The following is a 17,388-nucleotide window of genomic DNA, read 5'->3' on the forward strand; positions in this document are numbered from 1 at the left end:
TTGCGTTCCCGCCCCTGTGATAAAAATAGAGGCATGACAACGATTTCAGCACCTTGCTTGACGTATACGTAAGAACCCTTTGCCTAAGGGCGTAACTAACACAGTAAAGTGCAATGAATAACAATAAATCATTAATTGAAGGTATCGACCATGACACATCAAGTTCCTCTCCTGATCAACGGCAAAATGGTGCAGAGTCAGACCAGCCAGTGGATTCCCGTGACTAACCCGGCCACTCAGGAAGTGATTGCTCAGGTGCCCTGCGCCACACCTGAAGAGGTGGATCAGGCGGTAGCTTCTGCCAAGGCGGCATTCGAGACCTGGAAAGAGGTGCCCGTATCTGAGCGTGCCCGTGTCATGCTGCGCTATCAGGCACTGCTGAAGGAGCATCATGATGAGATCGCCACGATTCTGAGTGGCGAAACCGGTAAAACCTTCGAAGATGCCAAGGGTGATGTCTGGCGCGGTATTGAAGTGGTTGAACATGCCTGCAACATCGCGTCCCTGTCGATGGGTGAAACAGTTGAGAACGTGGCGCGCAAAGTGGATTGCTACAGTTACACCCAGCCTCTGGGGGTCTGTGTCGGCATCACGCCGTTCAATTTCCCTGCGATGATCCCGCTGTGGATGTTCCCGATGGCGATCGCCTGCGGTAACAGTTTTGTCCTGAAACCCTCCGAACAGGACCCGCTGACGCCGATGCGTCTGGCTGAGTTGTTCCAGGAAGCCGGCGCGCCGGATGGACTGTTGCAGGTGGTGCATGGCACCAAAGAGGTGGTGGATCAGTTGCTGGTTCATCCGGATACGCCGGCGATCTCCTTTGTCGGCTCTGTGGCGGTTGGTGAGCATATCTACAAAACCGGCACCGATCACATGAAACGTGTTCAGGCATTTGCCGGTGCCAAGAACCATATGGTGATAATGCCGGATGCGCAGAAACAGCAGGTGATCAACAACCTGGTGGGCGCTTCTGTCGGTGCGGGTGGACAGCGCTGCATGGCGATCTCGGTAGCAGTTTTTGTCGGCCAGGCGAGTGAGTGGATCTCTGATCTGAAGGATGCACTGGCGCAAGTGACCCCCGGTGCCTGGGATGACCCGAAAGCGGGTTATGGACCTCTGATCAATCCTCAGTCAAGAGAGCGTGTGCTGCGCTTTATTCAGGAAGGTAAGGATGCCGGTGCTGAATGTCTGCTGGATGGCAGTGAATGCGTTGTGCCCGGCTTCCCGGATGGCAACTGGGTGGGGCCAACCCTGTTCCGCAATGTGACGACTGATATGTCGATCTATCGTGAAGAGATTTTCGGGCCGGTACTGATCGTGCTGGAGGTGGACACGCTGGAGGAGGCGATCAAGCTGATCAACGAGAACCCCTATGGTAACGGTACCTCTATTTTCACGGCATCGGGTGCTGCAGCGCGCAAGTATCAGCACGAGATCCAGGTCGGTCAGGTCGGTATCAACGTGCCTGTGCCTGTGCCACTGCCGTTCTTCTCCTTCACTGGATGGCGTAAATCTTTCTACGGCGATCAGCACGCCTATGGCAAGCAGGCGGTACGTTTCTATACCGAAACCAAAACCGTTACGGCGCGCTGGTTTGAGGACGATATCGCCTCTGGTCCCAATATGACGATTCAGCTCAGATAGTCAGTTCTGAGTCAGTGAAGTCATCAGTCTCAGGGCGCTCGGCGCCCTGTTTCAGGGGGATAGGATGGATTTTGAATTAAACGAAGATCAGGTTGCGTTTTCCGATATGGCATCGGCGTTTGCGCGAAACGAGCTGGAGCCTCATGCCGCCCAGTGGGATCATGAACACACCTTTCCGGTCGATGTGCTGCGCAAGGCAGGTGAGCTCGGTTTCTGCTCCATCTATGCACCTGAGAGTGTCGGCGGACTCGGTTTGAGCCGCCTGGATGCGAGCATTATTTTTGAACGTCTGTCGATGGGATGCACCTCGACCACGGCGTATCTGACTATTCACAACATGGTGACCTGGATGGTGACCAGCTTTGGTACACCAGAGGTGATCGAACGCTGGGGTGAGGGGCTGGTGACCGGTGCCTTGTTGGGCTCCTACTGTCTGACTGAGCCCAACTCCGGTTCGGATGCCGCGTCTTTGAAGACAACCGCTCGTCGTGAAGGTGATCACTATGTCATCAACGGCAGCAAGATGTTTATCTCCGGCGCCGGCAGTACTGACCTGTTAGTGGTGATGGCGAGAAGCGGTGGTCCTGGTGCGCGTGGCGTATCGGCATTTGCTGTGGACGCCAAAGCCAACGGCATCAGCTACGGGCGCGAAGAGGACAAGATGGGCTGGAACAGCCAGCCGACACGGATGATCACCTTTGAGGATGTCCAAGTACCGGCCAATGCCCTGCTCAGTGAGGAAGGTGAAGGTTTCGTGCTGGCAATGAAGGGATTGGATGGCGGGCGTATCAATATCGCTGCCTGCTCGGTCGGCACGGCGCAGCAGGCGCTGAACAAGGCGCGTGAATATATGCTGGAGCGCAAGCAGTTCGGTCAGCGTCTGGCGGATTTTCAGGCACTGCAGTTCCGTCTGGCGGATATGGCGACTGAACTGGTGGCCGCGCGGCAGATGGTCAGGTTGGCGGCCAGCAAACTGGATCGACAGGATCCGGACGCCAGCACTTACTGTGCCATGGCCAAACGCTTTGCGACCGATGCCGGTTATCAGATCTGTGACGAGGCGTTGCAACTCTACGGTGGCAATGGCTATATCAAGGAGTATCCGATGGAGCGCTATCTGCGTGACAGTCGTGTTCATCGCATACTGGAAGGCACCAACGAGATCATGCGTGTGATCATTGCACGCCGTCTGCTGGCGGATGCCAGCAACGAACTGTGAGGGAGATAAGCGATATGTCCGATGCGATTCGGGTAGAAAAACGCGGTCACGTAGCACTGCTGACCATGAATAACCCGCCGGCCAACACCTGGACGGCAGACAGCCTGCAGGCGCTGGTCAGTATTATCGAAGAGCTGAATGCCGATCGTGATATCTGGAGTCTGGTACTGACAGGCCAGGGTGAGAAGTTTTTCTCAGCCGGCGCCGATCTCAAGCTGTTTGCCGATGGTGATCGCAGTGTCGCGCGTGATATGGCGCGCCTGTTCGGCCAGGCATTCGAGACGCTGAGCCGCTTCCGGGGTGTCTCCATCGCTGCGATCAATGGTTATGCGATGGGTGGTGGGCTGGAAGTTGCGCTGGCGTGTGATCTGCGCATTGCCGAGGAGCAGGCGGTCATGGCGCTGCCTGAAGCCAAGGTCGGATTGCTGCCCTGTGCCGGTGGCACGCAGAATCTGACGCTGCTGGTCGGCGAAGGCTGGGCCAAGCGGATGATTCTCTGCGGTGAACAGGTCAAGGCGGATAAAGCACTGGCGATCGGTCTGGTGGAAGAGGTGGTTGAGCGGGGTCAGTCGCTGGAGCAGGCGCTGGCACTGGCGGAACAGGTCGGTAGCCAGAGCCCTTCGGCAGTATCGGCATGCAAGACGCTGATCCAATCAGGCCGCACTCGCACGCTGGATCAGGGCTATATTCTGGAGCGGGAGCTGTTCGTTGATCTGTTCCACACCGAAGATCAGCGTGAGGGGGTAAATGCCTTTCTCGAAAAGCGCAAACCGCAATGGAAAAATCGCTGATCTGGAGATCAATATGAGCTGTGTCCTTTTTACTGAACACCCAACGGCTGATGGTCATCTGATTGGTGAGATCTGCCTGAATGCCGAGCGCTCGCTGAATGCGCTGACGCTGGAGATGATCGATCTGATTCAGCCACAGCTGGATCGCTGGCAGCAGGATGAACGTGTAGTGGCCGTTTTTCTCGACAGCGCCGGCAGCAAGGCGTTCTGTGCCGGTGGTGATGTCGTTAATCTATACCGCTCTATCAAGGGGGATGGTGACCCAGATTTTCCGGAAGCCTTTTTCACCCGTGAGTATCGCCTGGACTATACCCTGCATACTTACTCCAAACCGGTGATCTGCTGGGCCAGCGGTATCGTGATGGGCGGCGGCATGGGGCTGATGAATGGCTGCAGCCATCGTGTGGTCACTGAAACCTCACATCTGGCGATGCCGGAAGTGACTATTGGGCTCTATCCTGATGTTGGCGGCAGTTGGTTTCTGAACCGGATGCCGGGGCGCAGTGGATTGTTTCTGGGGCTGACCGGTAATCCGATCAATGCACCTGATGCACTGTATCTTGGCCTCGCGGATCGTGCGCTCAGGTCCGATATGCGTGATGGATTTCTGCAGCGGTTGCAAACCCTGAGCTGGAATGGTGACGCCGGTGGTTTGATCAGTCAGGTGTTGCGTGAGCTGGAGCAGGAAGCCGCAGCCAGTCTTGCCGAGATGCCTGCGCCGATTCGCGAGCACGAAGCGCTGATACGTCAGATCACAGATCATGACACCGTGCAGGGTATGGTGGCTGCACTCAGTGCACTTGAGTCGGATGATAAATGGGTGTTGCGCGCAAAACGAGCGATCACTCATGGCAGCCCGCTGTCGATCGTTATGATCCATGAGCAGTTGAAACGGTCACGTCACCTGTCGTTGAAAGAGGTGTTCCAGCAGGAGTTGATTCTGTCGGTGCAGTGTTGCCGACACGAGGAGTTCGCCGAGGGCGTGCGAGCCTTGCTGGTAGATAAGGACAATCAACCGAACTGGGTATTCAGTTCTCTGGATAAGGTCGAACCGGAATTTGTGGCTGGGTTGTTCAAATCACCCTGGCCGGTAAACCCGCTGCAGGATTTGTAAAGAGCTTAGAAATTTATCAGCTGACCTGCAGTGGCTTGTCCAATAAAACAGAATAAAAACAGAGGGATAGTATCATGGCGTTAATTGCATTTATTGGTCTGGGCAATATGGGTGGGCCGATGGCCGTGAACCTGGCCAAAGCCGGACACCAGGTAAAAGCGTTTGATCTGTCGGCAGAGGCGCTCAAGCATGCCGTCGATGGCGGATGTGAGGCGGCGCAGAGTGCCGTCACTGCCGTAGCCGGTGCAGAATTCGTTATCACCATGCTGCCGGCCGGGCGCCATGTTCAGGGGTTGCTGGTCAGCGGTGAGGATGCGCTGTTCAACCATATTGCACCGGGTACACTGGTGATCGACAGCTCAACCATCGACGTGCAGACCGCGCGCAGTGTTGCCGCAGCGGCTGCCGAAAAAGGGATCGATTTCGTTGATGCGCCGGTATCCGGCGGAGTCGGTGGCGCGCAGGCGGGTACACTGACGTTTATCGTCGGCGGTACTGCTGAGCAGTTTGCCCGTGCCGAGCCTGTGTTGAAGGCGATGGGTAAGAACATCTTCCATGCCGGTGATCATGGCGCCGGTCAGATCGCTAAAGTGTGCAACAACATGATGCTCGGTATCCTCATGGCCGGCACCTGTGAAGCACTGAATATGGGAATCAAGAACGGGCTCGATCCGGCGATTCTCTCTGAGATCATGAAGCAGAGCTCCGGTAATAACTGGGCTTTGCAGGTCTATAATCCTGTGCCGGGTGTGATGGAGAACGTACCGGCTTCACGCGACTATCAGGGCGGTTTCCAGGTGGATCTGATGTACAAGGATCTGGGCCTGGCGATGGATCTGAGTCAGCACAGCGCTGCACCCACCCCGATGGGTTCTGCTGCACGTGCATTGTTCAATCTGCACAAGACGGCTGGAAATGGTGGGTTGGATTTTTCCAGCCTGATCAAGCTGTACAAGGATAAGTGATCAGCATCCGTTATCCAGTCAGCATCAGCTAATCAGTCAGATGGGCGGCGTAATGGCCGCCCAGTGATTCTGCAAACAATAATAATCAGAGGTGGCAGATGATCTACAAGGATCAGTATCAGGCTTATCTAGATAACCCCGAGCAATACTGGGCTGAACAGGCGGCGACACTGGCCTGGTTCAAGGCACCGCAGACCTTCCTGCAGCCAACCGGAAATGGTACCTATTGCTGGTATCCGGATGGCGAACTGAATATGAGCTATCTGGCGCTTGATCATCAGATCGAGCAGGGGCGTGGCGATCAGGTGGCGCTCTATTACGACTCACCGGTTACCGATACCAAAGAGGCGATCACCTTCAGCCAGTTGCATGAGCGGGTGGTCCATTTTGCCGGTGCGCTGAAAAAACTCTCTGTCGGCAAGGGCGACACTGTCGTGATCTATATGCCGATGATCCCCGAAGCTGCCGTGGCGATGCTGGCCTGTGCCCGTTTAGGGGCGGTACATTCGGTGGTATTCGGAGGTTTTGCAGCGAATGAGCTGGCGCTGCGTATCGATGATGCCGAGCCCAAACTGATTCTGACAGCCTCCTGTGGTATCGAGTTTGACAAGAAGATCGCCTACAAGCCGTTGGTGGATAAAGCGATCAGCCTGGCCCGTCACAAGCCCACTCATACACTGGTCTGTCAGCGTCCAATGCTGAAGGCAGAGATGGATCCAGCACGCGATCTTGACTGGTATGAAGTGCAGCAGGGAGTTGAGCCCGCCGACTGCGTACCGGTCAAGGGTAGTGATCCGCTCTACATTCTCTACACCTCAGGTACCACCGGCCAGCCCAAAGGGATCGTCCGCGATACCGGCGGCTATGCGGTGGCACTCAAGTATGCGCTGCACAATGTTTATGGCATGAAAGCTGGTGATGTCTGGTGGGGCGCGTCCGATATCGGTTGGGTGGTTGGCCATTCATTCATCGTATATGGCCCACTGATGGGTGGGTGCAGCGCGATCTTCTTTGAAGGAAAACCGGTCAGAACACCGGATGCCGGTACTTTCTGGCGTGTGATCGGGGAGTATGGGGTCAACTCCATGTTCTGTGCTCCGACCGCCTTCCGGGCGATTCGCAAGGAGGATCCGAATGGGGATCTGGCAAGGAAATATGATCTGAGTAGTCTGCGCTGGGTTTTTGTTGCGGGCGAAAAACTGGACTCCTCCACCTACTACTGGCTGGATGATCTGCTGCAGGTACCCGTGCTGGATCACTGGTGGCAAACTGAGTCCGGCTGGCCGATGACGGCACCGATGATGGGGTGGGATCAACCCTCTGCTCCACGTCTGGGTTCTACCAACCGGCCGATTCCCGGCTATGATATACGGGTGCTGGATGGCGATGGCAGTGAAGTGGATGCGATGCAGTCGGGTAATATCTGCGTCAAGCTACCGATGCCGCCCGGTTTTGCCTGGAGCATCTGGCGCAATGATGAACGTTTCTCCGGCTCCTATCTGACCGCCTTTCCTGGCTACTATCACACCGGAGATGGCGGCTATAAGGATGAGGATGGCTATATCTACATCACCGGTCGCACGGATGATGTGATTAATGTGTCTGGCCATCGACTCTCCACCGGAGAGATGGAAGAGGTGGTTTCTGCACATGCTGCAGTGGCCGAGTGCGCGGTGATTGGTGTTACGGACGAGCTACGCGGCCAGATACCGGTCGGGCTGGTCGTCCTCAAGGCGGGTGTGGAGGTAGTCGAGTCCGACTTGGAACATGAGCTGGTCGAGATGGTACGTGATCAGGTCGGGGCATTGGCATGTTTTCGCCGTGCAATCGTGGTGCAGCGCCTTCCGAAGACCCGCTCGGGAAAGATTTTGCGCGCGGTGTTGCGCAAGATCGCGGCCAGTGAGTCCTATAAGATGCCATCGACCATAGATGATGAGTCGATTCTGCCTGAGATAGAGGCTTACCTGATAAAGGCGGGTTTTATCGGCAACTGAAGCTGGTGGTTTACAGAACCGAGTGGGCCTCGAAAACCAGCTGAACGGTTGTTTGGGCAGGGCAATCGCACTCTCCAGGCGTTGAGTCGATGTGGTCGGCTCTGTCACACGCCGTGAACTCGTCCCTGAGGGCTCGGCTGCCGCCCTGACCGCCATAGACGGCGGGAATGCCGAAAATGCAGGAGCATTTTTCGGCCTTGGCGGCAGACGGTCAGCCAGGCCCGACCACACCGTCCTTCGGAGAGTCCGGGCTAGGCAGTAACGTCAATGAATCGGTGAAAATTTGAGCGACCTCACCACATCTGTCTCAGGCGCTCTGGCACTACCCGTCGGTAATGCCAGGCCATGATATTTCGGTAGTCCGATATCTGCCCTACCCAATACCAGCGTTTCACCTTTCCATTGCTCGAGCAGCTCATACAGCGGTATTCGCAGATTCCCTCTTGCCGGGTCGGCAAGGTAGGCGCGGCCTGCCGTGATGCCTTTCAGGACAACAAAATGCTTCAGATCATCAAGCTGAACCAGAATAATGACAGGGCCAGCCAGATGCTGGACAGACTCTTGAGGTAATAAAATACCTTCTGCCATATAGCCCAGCCGCTCAGCTTGTTGTTTCATATCCAGCATGGAGAATCCATCAGAAATACGCAGCTGCACCTCTTCAGGACTGAGTCTCGACAGCATATCGGTCAACAATGTCAGTTCATCCAACGGATCATCAAAGTAATCTGTCAGTAAAATTGACAAGGCAGCAGCACCACAGGAGTAGTCTTGTGTCTGGCGCTCGATACCGGACATTTTCAGCGCTTTCATGGATGTTACCGATGGCGGTTGCGCCAATGAACTCATACTCCACAGCAGGCAACCGCCGACAAGCAGGTAGCGTAGCACTTTCATTCTCCAGCCCACCTTACAGCTTCCTTTTCAGGCTCAGGGCAATGCCTGGTGTACCGGCATCGTCATTCAGCGCATAAGCCACTTGCGGCACTATCACCCACTCGTTTGACAGGGCATATGAAAAAGAGAGCGTCAGGTCCATCGGATCTGTTGATGAGCCCTGTATGGTGTCGCCATCTACTTTCTGGTTCGAGCGATGTGAATAAGAAAATCTCGATCCGACAGAAAGCCGGTCATTCAGCGCAAAACCCAGCCCCCCCGAGTTCAACAGTTCAGCGTATAAGTAACTGATTTATATAGATCGCGATCAAAAACGTTCCACTACAAACTCAGATAATCAGTGCTAACCGTCGGTTTTTCGATGTTCAGTGCTTTGAGTATATCCAACTGCTCACTCGTCATGGATGAGAGACCTGTGACAGGGCTGCCATTCAGGCTTGCCTGGTGATACTGGATACGACGCAACTGCGCCAGGGCTCTCATCGGTGAGTGCGCTGAGTCTGCTGCCTTGAGGCGCATCCGCATCACTCTATGCAGGACCAGCGCAATGAAGCAGATCATCGCATGTGCCCGGATACGTTCCGGTAACCGGTGGTACACCGGCCCGATCTCAATGTCTGATTTCAACGCCTTGAAGCCACGCTCGATATCCGCCAGCGACTTGTAGTGTCTGACCACTTCGTCAGGCGCCAGATCCTGCACGTTGGTGACCAGCAGCAGTTTGCCATCCATCAGGCGCGCTTGCTGCAAGGCAGAAGCATCCACATCATAGCTGAACAGTGGACTCTTCAGATTGACTTTAACGATCTTTGCCAAGCCAGACTCGCTGACTTCTTTATACAGACGGGCCGTGGCCCCACCGTCTGAGAGCTTGCGGCCACGCGCTTTCTCGCCCTCATCCTGTCGATCCAGCTTGGCGGCAAGCCGTTCCGCTTCCTGCTCAAGCGCTTCGATTCGCGCATCACGGGTGGCAATTTCATCCGCCGCCCGTCGGGGATCATGAGCAATGATCAGGCGTTGTTTCTGCCATTTGGATTCTGTGATCACTTCTGCGGTGGCGTCGGCGAACACGCTGCTCTGCAGCGGTTCCAGTATCGGTTCAAAGTCGCCGTATCGCCGCCCCGGCACGGCCAGAATGAACTCCAGTGGCTGGCCGCTGGGCAGGGTGATCTGTTGCAGCTCTTCCAGGTTATCGATCGACAGTAAGCCACGGTCAGCCACCACGATAATACGTTTAACCGGAAAGCGCTCAATGATGGTCTGCACCGTGGGCTGCAGGGTTTTGACCTCGGCGGTGTTACCTTCGAACACTTCGTGGTACAGCGGCAAGCCATCCGCAGTCTGGACCATACCCAGCATGACCTGACGCCGGATGCCGCCCTCTTTGGAGCGTCCATATTGACGCAACTCGTTCGCCTGTTGTGTCAGACCTTCTGCTCGAATCGTGGTCATGTCGTAAAATACAACAGACAACTCCTGATCAATCAAGGGCCGCAGCAGCTCTGTTACTTTGTCATTTACCGCAGCCTGATGCTCATTGAGCGCATCCATGGCGCGCAGCAGGTGTTGATGATCGATCTTGTCCATACCGCTGACACCCGGTATGCACACGGTCTCCAGCCAGCGCAGGACGCCCAGTTTGGAGTCGGGTGAGGTCAGCCGGTTCATGACCATGATGCGGATCAGCGACTCAATCTGGATGCTGTGCCGGGTACCCCGAAAGACCTTGCGTAACTGATCAAAGCCCAGGGCATTCCAGAGCTGAGTCAACGCCCAGACGTCGCCGAGCGCACGGGATGACTCGAACGCAACGTCGGGCTTATCGGGTAGTGAGCGACCCGTGATACGGCAGAGTCCTTCGACAACGGACTCCAGCTCGTCGCCGAGCTTGTCCAGCCGCCCCAGTGTGGCAATCGTACGTTGCTTCGGGCGGCCGTTCTCGTCTCGATAGGCTTCCACGAGCTGAACGTATTTGCGGGGACCGGATGTAGTGACTTTGACAAACATGCCATGACTATATCAATTTTAAAGCACTATTAAAAGGAAATAGTTATCCACAGACATGCCATTACATGGCATTTGAAAATATCAACACCTAAACCCGCATGATTACTGGTGTCGGTACAGGAAAACAGGGGTTATTCAGTGGATAACTGTCGAACTCGGGAGCCCCAGATAGGCATCCACACCCCAGCCCGGACGAACCCGATAACCGCTGATGGTGGCTGGAAATGCATGCACATAGTTCAGGCCACCAAACACAATGGCCGGATCGGTCGTGCGCACAAAGGAAATCCCCGGAGAAACAACCCAATGGCCACTGCCGTTATTTAATGGGTCCTGCCAGGAGTCAACAATCTCGAAATAGTGCTTCTTGCCTGTTGGTGCGCTGACGTTCAAGCTGGCTGACAGTGCCGGGTAGCGACTGGATTCCTGCAGCATCTGATATTGCAACCCCAGCGAGATATCACCCACGCGGGTATCTCGCGTTTCACGTACAAACTCGTTGGTTGAGACCTGTTCCACGTAGGTGTGATGCAGAGGTACACTGACCCAGCCCTCCAGACGATCAGCCAGACCCGCTCTGAGCGTTGTATTCAGCGACAACCGTTTTGCAACCATGGACGAGCGCTGAAAGTACCCGATATTCATCAGGGAAGAGGCTTGTCTGGACTGATTGTAACGCAACCCGAAATCCAGCTCATAGCGCCCCGGGCTGAGCAGAACCGTCGAGCCTGTCAGGAAATCCAATGGCGCGGCTCTGGATACATCCTCACCATACTCTTGCTTTTCAGATGCACCCTCCTGCCCCACGGTAGAAGCAACAGGCGTCTGTTGTTCGAAATGTCGGGTCATCGATGCAATATTGTCGATATTCAGCACCATCTGGCCCAACTGGCTTGAATGGAGGTTGGTGCTCTTATCTTCATCGGACCACTGCAGACGACCCGTCAGTCGATCGCCACTTTTGAACGTGACACGATACTCGCCATCCGTTTCAATCGAAATAAGCTGCGCTGCCGGAATGGAAACCACGGCGTCATAGCGGGTGTTGAATACCACGATTCCGTCATCGAACGAAATTAACCTGCCCGTCATGACATCACCATTATGCAACCTTATGACATCCGAAACGGCAGCACATGGCAACATAAAAAATGCCACCAGAAAACAGGCACCTATTCCCTTGACTCTCATATTATCCTCAAACGAAAAAAAGCCGCAAAGATTCACTTTGCGGCCTGGGTTTATAAAACATGTTTACCATGAAAAGGTGGAAATTGGGCGATTCCAGGATGTGGCACGTGCATAATAGGGAGAGGGTGTTCCATCGGAATACCATAGATTATAGTGCCACTCTTTAACAACGGAGTTAGCGTAGCTCCACTGATTGATCGGGCTGGACATATCTGCACGCCACTCATCACCAAATGCTGAGAAATACAATCCATCATAATGGACATAAACCTCTTCATGTGGAGCCCATGAATAGCTTTGATAGTAATATGAACGATAATCGCTTTGACTACCCCAACCGAGATAGTTTACCATATGGGTTAATTTTCCCTGAGTTGCCATAGGGAATGCACCACTGTAAATGGCAGAAGCGTAAACTATTGAACTTCCCCGAACATTCTTTAATTCAGGCTCATCTATAGTTTTATATACACCACCTTGATTCGCTAAGGACTCCAATATTACTGGAGATGACCAAGCATTGGCTGCATATAACAGCGAGAGAGCAATAACCCCTGATTTCACTTTATTATCAATCATGCTATCTATTTCCTTTCTTTAGATATAATAATGCTTGACGTATTTTTCCATACGATCATCAGTTTTTACATTTTCCCAGAATTTTTTGTGTACCTCCTCGCTCCTGATTGGGTCTAATAAAACTTCATTGACATACTGATCAGATCCTGCTTCAATATCGAGATCGCTTAATGTCTTGTTAAAAAGGATATCCCTAAGAGTATTGCTTAGCATATGGTTCTCATAATCACTAAGATTGCTTAAGGCAGGATATTTTGAGCCGATTGAATTTTTAGAATAATCAAGCCACCATTCAGGAATAGCCAACCTTCTGATATCAAATTCATTACCATTTTCATCAGTGTGTATAAAGCCCTCTATAGCGACATCCCCTGGCCCTCCTGCGCTGTACAGCTTTGGTTGAACATGATTTGAATTCGATACCTGCTCAGCAGGCTTTGGCGTGCTGATGGCTTTATTGAATGCCTCACCAAACGTGGTATTGGTCGTCACCCGGGTTTGATCCGTATTGGTACGCTGGGTCTGGTTATTGGTGTAGGTTGAAAATCCCATTCCTGTAATACTGCTCATAACAGTTTCTCCTTATGTTTGTGGTATCTCAGTCTGAGATATGCATATTCCAGGCCAAAAAACTCCAACCTTGTTCTGCTTTGCGCGTGCTCGTTGCTTTGCTGTAAATATGGAGAAGGTTTTGTATTGAGATGAAAACCGATGTGGCAAGCGTGTGCCGCTATAGCGGCAAACCGTTGCAGTGTCTTCTGCAATGGAAATATAAGGGCGGCAAGTTGCTGTTGTCCTGACAGGAATACAGACAATAAACAATTGAAGGGGATGGAGTACAGGTAGTTAATGAATACTTCTGGCCTGATCCATGGCATGACACAATCCTGATGTCTGATCTATATCTGGGTCTAAAAAACGACTATAACTTCCTCTCTGTTGTTGTCAACGCTATACCTCGTTGTTCGCGGAACAGGACAATCGCACTATCTCCAGGCGTTGGCCGGATGTGTTTGCGCCTGTCGGTATACCTCGCCATTATCGGTAGAGAGCCGGACCCGGTGTGCCTATCAGTTGGCAACGCACTGTAGAGGGGTGGTGGTACCGATTCTGGGCGACCGTCTGCCGCCACGGATGGCGGCAGTCGAGCAGTCAGGGATGGCGAAAAGCGTGTCGCACGGAAGCGGTATCACCAGCCCGGACCGGCACTCATCGTGATCAGGTAGTGCGATTGCTCTGGTTTTTCGAGGCCCCTGATTGCGTTATTTCACCGCATGTGCAAAATTAACAGGTGTAGGCAGCAGACATTCGCCCGTCTTAAAACGCTTACGCCTTTAATTATTACAGGAGGCCGCATCATGAGTGCTATAACCCCACACCCGAAATTCATGGAAGCGATGCGCAAGTTGTCGGCAATGAGCGAAGAGGAGCGGCTATCCGAGGAGAACAAAGAGCTGTTTGAGCAAGCGATGCAGTATGCGCCGCTGGATATTCAACCGGCCTTGATTGCAATCAAGGAAAAATACGAACAGACATTGCATTGAGTAGCTGTCTTTAACGGATGTCTTTATAAGTTTATCAACTATTAATCAACTATTAATCAACTATTAATCAACAGCAGCTTTCGACACGAATCTAAAAAAGAAGGGGCCTGAGTGGCCCCTTCTGCTGTAGAGTTATAACTGAATCTGGTGTTCGGAAGAGTTGAAAAAAAGCGGCGTATCTGGTTGATTTGTAATCGCCAAAAAACGAATCAACAGAAGAGATACACCGCCATGAACAAGAATACCCTTGTTGAGTTTGCCCGTCGAGATCAGACAAGAGATCCGTTATCTGATCTGTTGCGCCAAGGAGCGCGGGATCTGATCCATCAAGCGATTGAGGCAGAGCTAGCTGTCTTCATGGAGGCGTACCAGGATCGCCGATTGGATGATGGTAGAGCCTCCATCGTCCGTAATGGCTACTTGCCTGAGCGCGAGATCCAAACCGGCATTGGCCCGGTTACAGTGAAAGTGCCCAAGGTTCGCAGCAAGGATGGTGAAGCGGTGACCTTTCGGTCTGCACTGGTGCCGCCGTATGTTCGCAAGACCCGGAGTCTGGAGGCTGCCCTGCCTTGGTTGTACCTGAAAGGAATATCGACTGGTGAGATGGAGGAGGCGCTGTCAGCTCTGGTAGGGCCTGAAGCAAAGGGGCTATCTGCCAACACGGTGTCACGACTGAAGCGCCAGTGGGCCGATGAGTATGAGGCGTGGCGCAAGCGATCGCTGGATAAGGACCGCTGGGTCTACATCTGGGCTGATGGCATCTACAGTGGTCTGCGATCAGAGGAGAGTAAGCTATGCGCGCTGGTAGTGATGGGCGTCAATGAGCGTGGCGAGAAGCACTTCCTGGCCATTGAGGATGGTGCACGCGAGTCGACACTAAGCTGGAAAGCCGTGCTGGAAAGTCTCAAGGGACGCGGGATGAATGCACCCGAGTTGGCCGTAGGCGATGGCGCGATGGGGTTCTGGGCAGCGCTGGAGGACGTGTACCCATCGACACGTCAGCAGCGCTGCTGGGTGCACAAAACGGCCAATGTCTTGAATCGACTGCCGAAGTCAAGTCAGCCTAAAGCCAAGCAGGCGCTGCATGATATCTGGCAGGCTGAGACACGAGCCGATGCTGAAAAGGCGTTCGATACCTTCATCAGAACGTATCAGGCAAAGTACCCTAAGGTGGCTGAGTGTCTGCTAAAGGATCATGAAGAGCTGTTGAGCTTCTTCGACTTCCCGGCCCCGCACTGGCAAAGCATAAGGACGACGAACCCGATTGAGTCAACGTTCGGTACGATACGCCACCGGACCAAGCGCTCAAAAGGTTGCCTGTCGAGAGCGGGCATGCTGCATATGATGTTCAAGCTGGGCATGTGTGCTGAAGGAAAATGGAGAAAACTACGGGGCTTTGACTATCTTGCCAAAGTCATTACCGGAGTAAAGTTCAGGGATGGAGAAGAGGTGCCAACATCCGACCAGAGGAGCGCCGCTTGATCAGGCTGCTGAACACCAGATTTGACAATAACTCTCTGCTGTATGGCTGCTTGGCTATTACATGTTCGGATAGTTCGGGCCACCGCCGCCTTCAGGTACCACCCAGGTGATGTTCTGAGCAGGATCCTTGATGTCGCAGGTTTTGCAATGAACGCAGTTGGCCGAGTTGATCTGGAAGCGCGGTCCTGTTGCCTCCTGAATCACCTCATAGACTCCCGCCGGGCAGTAGCGCTGTGCAGGCTCGTCATACAGCGCCAGGTTCTTTCCGGTCGGAATGCTCGGGTCAGTCAACCTCAGGTGTGACGGCTGATCCTCCTCGTGATTCGCGTTGGACAGAAACACCGATGTCAGCTTATCGAAAGAGAGCTTGCCGTCCGGCTTCGGATAACTGATTTTGGCACACTCGCTGGCAGGCTTCAGTTGCTCATGATCCTTGTGCAGATCGTGAAGCGTTACGGGAATTTTGCCACCGAACAGATTCTGATCCACAAAGTTGAATGCGCCGCCTAGATAGGCGCCGAACTTGTGCATGGCCGGGCCGAAGTTGCGTGCCCGATACAGCTCATCATACAGCCAGGAGCTCTTGAAGGCTTCGGTGTAGCTGTCCAGTTTCTTGCCGCCTTCATCACCCTTGGCCAGTGAATCAACAATCACTTCAGCGGCGATCATGCCGGACTTCATCGCGGTGTGAATACCCTTGATCTTGGAAAAGTTCAGCGTGCCGGCATCACAGCCCAGCAGCAGGGCGCCAGGCATCGCCATTTCGGGTAGTGTATTGAATCCACCTTTGGTGATGGCACGGGCACCGTAGGATATGCGCTTGCCACCTTCGAGGTACTTTGCTATCTCCGGATGATGTTTCATGCGCTGGAACTCATCAAACGGGCTCAGGTGCGGGTTGGAGTAGTTCAGATCCACGATCAGACCCACCTCTACCTGATTATTCTCATCATGGTAGAGGAAGAAACCACCGCTGGCGCCATCTGTCAGCGGCCAGCCGGAGCCATGTACGACCAGACCGGGCTTGTGGCGCGAAGGCTCGATATCCCAGAGCTCCTTGATGCCGATGCCGTAATGCTGAGGGTCTTTCCCCTCATCCAGCTTGTAACGGGCGATAAGCTGTTTACCGAGGTGGCCACGGCAACCTTCACTGAACAGAGTGTATTTGGCGTGCAGCTCCATCCCTTCGGTATAACTGCCTTTTTTCTCGCCGTCGGCACCGATCCCCATATCACCTGTGGCGATCCCTTTGACACTGCCATCTTCATTGAACAACACTTCTGCGGCGGCAAAGCCGGGGAAGACCTCAACACCCAGTTGTTCGGCCTGCTCTGCCAGCCAGCGGCAGACATTACCCAGGCTGACAATATAGTTACCATCGTTGTGCATGGTCTTGGGCACGACGAAGTTGGGTAGCTTGATGGCGCTCTTTTCATTTCTGAGCAGAAACACCTCATCGGCGGTTACGGCGGTGTTCAGTGGTGCGCCGCGCTCGCGCCAGTCAGGGAAGAGCTCATCCAGTGCTCGTGTTTCCATGACAGCACCTGACAGGATGTGGGCACCGACTTCTGAACCCTTTTCAACCACACAGACGGTGATCTCCTGTTCGTTGGCCTGTGCCTGCTGCATCAGTCGGCATGCAGCTGACAGTCCGGAAGGACCGGCTCCGACGATTACTACGTCAAACTCCATCGATTCACGACTCACGATTTGGCTCCTCAAAAAATGCTCAGCTTCATTTTTTATAATTTCTGTTCATAGAATCTATGAATGAGCGGATTCTTATGAAATTATCAGGTTACAGTATACTAAAGGCTATTTTATGCTATTGGGCATAAGTAAAAACCCTTATTCATGTAATTAGTTCATCTTTTTTGCAAAGTTGATCGTTTTTGCCATAAGGGATTTTACCTATATGAGATGGCTGGTATGATGAGCCAACAGTTTTGATCAAAATAAAG

General features: G+C 53.5%; 15 protein-coding genes. 9 read left to right on the forward strand and 6 right to left on the reverse strand.

All coding sequences use genetic code 11. The features are described 5' to 3' along the window. The first annotated feature begins 150 nt into the window (after positions 1–150). From ACK3CJ_RS08010 to ACK3CJ_RS08035, 6 genes are all read left to right on the forward strand, one after another. The gene (locus ACK3CJ_RS08010) at positions 151–1,644 is read left to right on the forward strand and encodes a CoA-acylating methylmalonate-semialdehyde dehydrogenase (RefSeq protein WP_409525911.1); all 1,494 of its coding nucleotides are present in this window, start codon (positions 151–153) and stop codon (positions 1,642–1,644) included. A gap of 64 nt (positions 1,645–1,708) precedes the next feature. Then, positions 1,709–2,863 (forward strand): acyl-CoA dehydrogenase family protein, encoded by a 1,155-nt coding sequence (locus ACK3CJ_RS08015; protein ID WP_409525912.1) that lies wholly within the window; start codon positions 1,709–1,711, stop codon positions 2,861–2,863. Between the two features lie 14 nt (positions 2,864–2,877). Further along, a complete protein-coding gene (locus tag ACK3CJ_RS08020) occupies positions 2,878–3,654 on the forward strand; it encodes an enoyl-CoA hydratase (protein WP_409525913.1) in 777 nt (258 codons plus the stop codon). Between the two features lie 13 nt (positions 3,655–3,667). Further along, on the forward strand, positions 3,668–4,768 hold the full coding sequence (locus tag ACK3CJ_RS08025; RefSeq protein ID WP_409525914.1) for an enoyl-CoA hydratase/isomerase family protein: 1,101 nt from the start codon (positions 3,668–3,670) through the stop codon (positions 4,766–4,768). A 74-nt stretch (positions 4,769–4,842) separates the two neighbouring features. Beyond that, positions 4,843–5,733 carry a 3-hydroxyisobutyrate dehydrogenase gene (gene mmsB / locus ACK3CJ_RS08030; RefSeq protein ID WP_409525915.1) on the forward strand — a complete coding sequence of 297 codons (891 nt, stop codon included), beginning with the start codon at positions 4,843–4,845 and terminating at the stop codon, positions 5,731–5,733. Between the two features lie 98 nt (positions 5,734–5,831). After that, on the forward strand, positions 5,832–7,727 hold the full coding sequence (locus ACK3CJ_RS08035; protein ID WP_409525916.1) for a propionyl-CoA synthetase: 1,896 nt from the start codon (positions 5,832–5,834) through the stop codon (positions 7,725–7,727). Between the two features lie 264 nt (positions 7,728–7,991). Here the strand turns inward: ACK3CJ_RS08035 and ACK3CJ_RS08040 are convergent, their stop codons facing one another. From ACK3CJ_RS08040 to ACK3CJ_RS08060, 5 genes are all read right to left on the reverse strand, one after another. Next, entirely contained in the window at positions 7,992–8,624 is a 633-nt protein-coding gene (locus tag ACK3CJ_RS08040; RefSeq protein ID WP_409525917.1) for a C39 family peptidase, read from the reverse strand. 321 nt (positions 8,625–8,945) lie between these two features. Continuing rightward, positions 8,946–10,631 carry an IS1634 family transposase gene (locus tag ACK3CJ_RS08045; protein WP_409525918.1) on the reverse strand — a complete coding sequence of 562 codons (1,686 nt, stop codon included), beginning with the start codon at positions 10,629–10,631 and terminating at the stop codon, positions 8,946–8,948. Positions 10,632–10,766: 135 nt separating this feature from the next. After that, a complete protein-coding gene (locus ACK3CJ_RS08050) occupies positions 10,767–11,723 on the reverse strand; it encodes a transporter (protein WP_409525919.1) in 957 nt (318 codons plus the stop codon). A 162-nt stretch (positions 11,724–11,885) separates the two neighbouring features. After that, a complete protein-coding gene (locus tag ACK3CJ_RS08055) occupies positions 11,886–12,401 on the reverse strand; it encodes a hypothetical protein (protein ID WP_409525920.1) in 516 nt (171 codons plus the stop codon). 18 nt (positions 12,402–12,419) lie between these two features. Further along, positions 12,420–12,971, reverse strand: a complete 552-nt coding sequence (locus ACK3CJ_RS08060) for a hypothetical protein (protein ID WP_409525921.1) — start codon at positions 12,969–12,971, stop codon at positions 12,420–12,422. A 504-nt stretch (positions 12,972–13,475) separates the two neighbouring features. Here ACK3CJ_RS08060 and ACK3CJ_RS08065 point away from each other — a divergent pair. From ACK3CJ_RS08065 to ACK3CJ_RS08075, 3 genes are all read left to right on the forward strand, one after another. Beyond that, positions 13,476–13,619, forward strand: coding sequence for a hypothetical protein (locus ACK3CJ_RS08065; protein ID WP_409525922.1), 144 nt, complete (start codon positions 13,476–13,478; stop codon positions 13,617–13,619). 140 nt (positions 13,620–13,759) lie between these two features. Beyond that, positions 13,760–13,945 (forward strand): hypothetical protein, encoded by a 186-nt coding sequence (locus ACK3CJ_RS08070; RefSeq protein WP_409525923.1) that lies wholly within the window; start codon positions 13,760–13,762, stop codon positions 13,943–13,945. 231 nt (positions 13,946–14,176) lie between these two features. Continuing rightward, the gene (locus ACK3CJ_RS08075) at positions 14,177–15,427 is read left to right on the forward strand and encodes an IS256 family transposase (protein ID WP_409522858.1); all 1,251 of its coding nucleotides are present in this window, start codon (positions 14,177–14,179) and stop codon (positions 15,425–15,427) included. A gap of 57 nt (positions 15,428–15,484) precedes the next feature. Here ACK3CJ_RS08075 and ACK3CJ_RS08080 read toward each other — a convergent pair whose 3' ends face one another. After that, entirely contained in the window at positions 15,485–17,119 is a 1,635-nt protein-coding gene (locus ACK3CJ_RS08080) for an electron transfer flavoprotein-ubiquinone oxidoreductase (RefSeq protein WP_409526565.1), read from the reverse strand. Positions 17,120–17,388 lie beyond the last annotated feature (269 nt).

The sequence above is a fragment of the Nitrincola salilacus genome (genome assembly GCF_046271865.1).
GTDB lineage: Bacteria > Pseudomonadota > Gammaproteobacteria > Pseudomonadales > Balneatricaceae > Nitrincola > Nitrincola salilacus.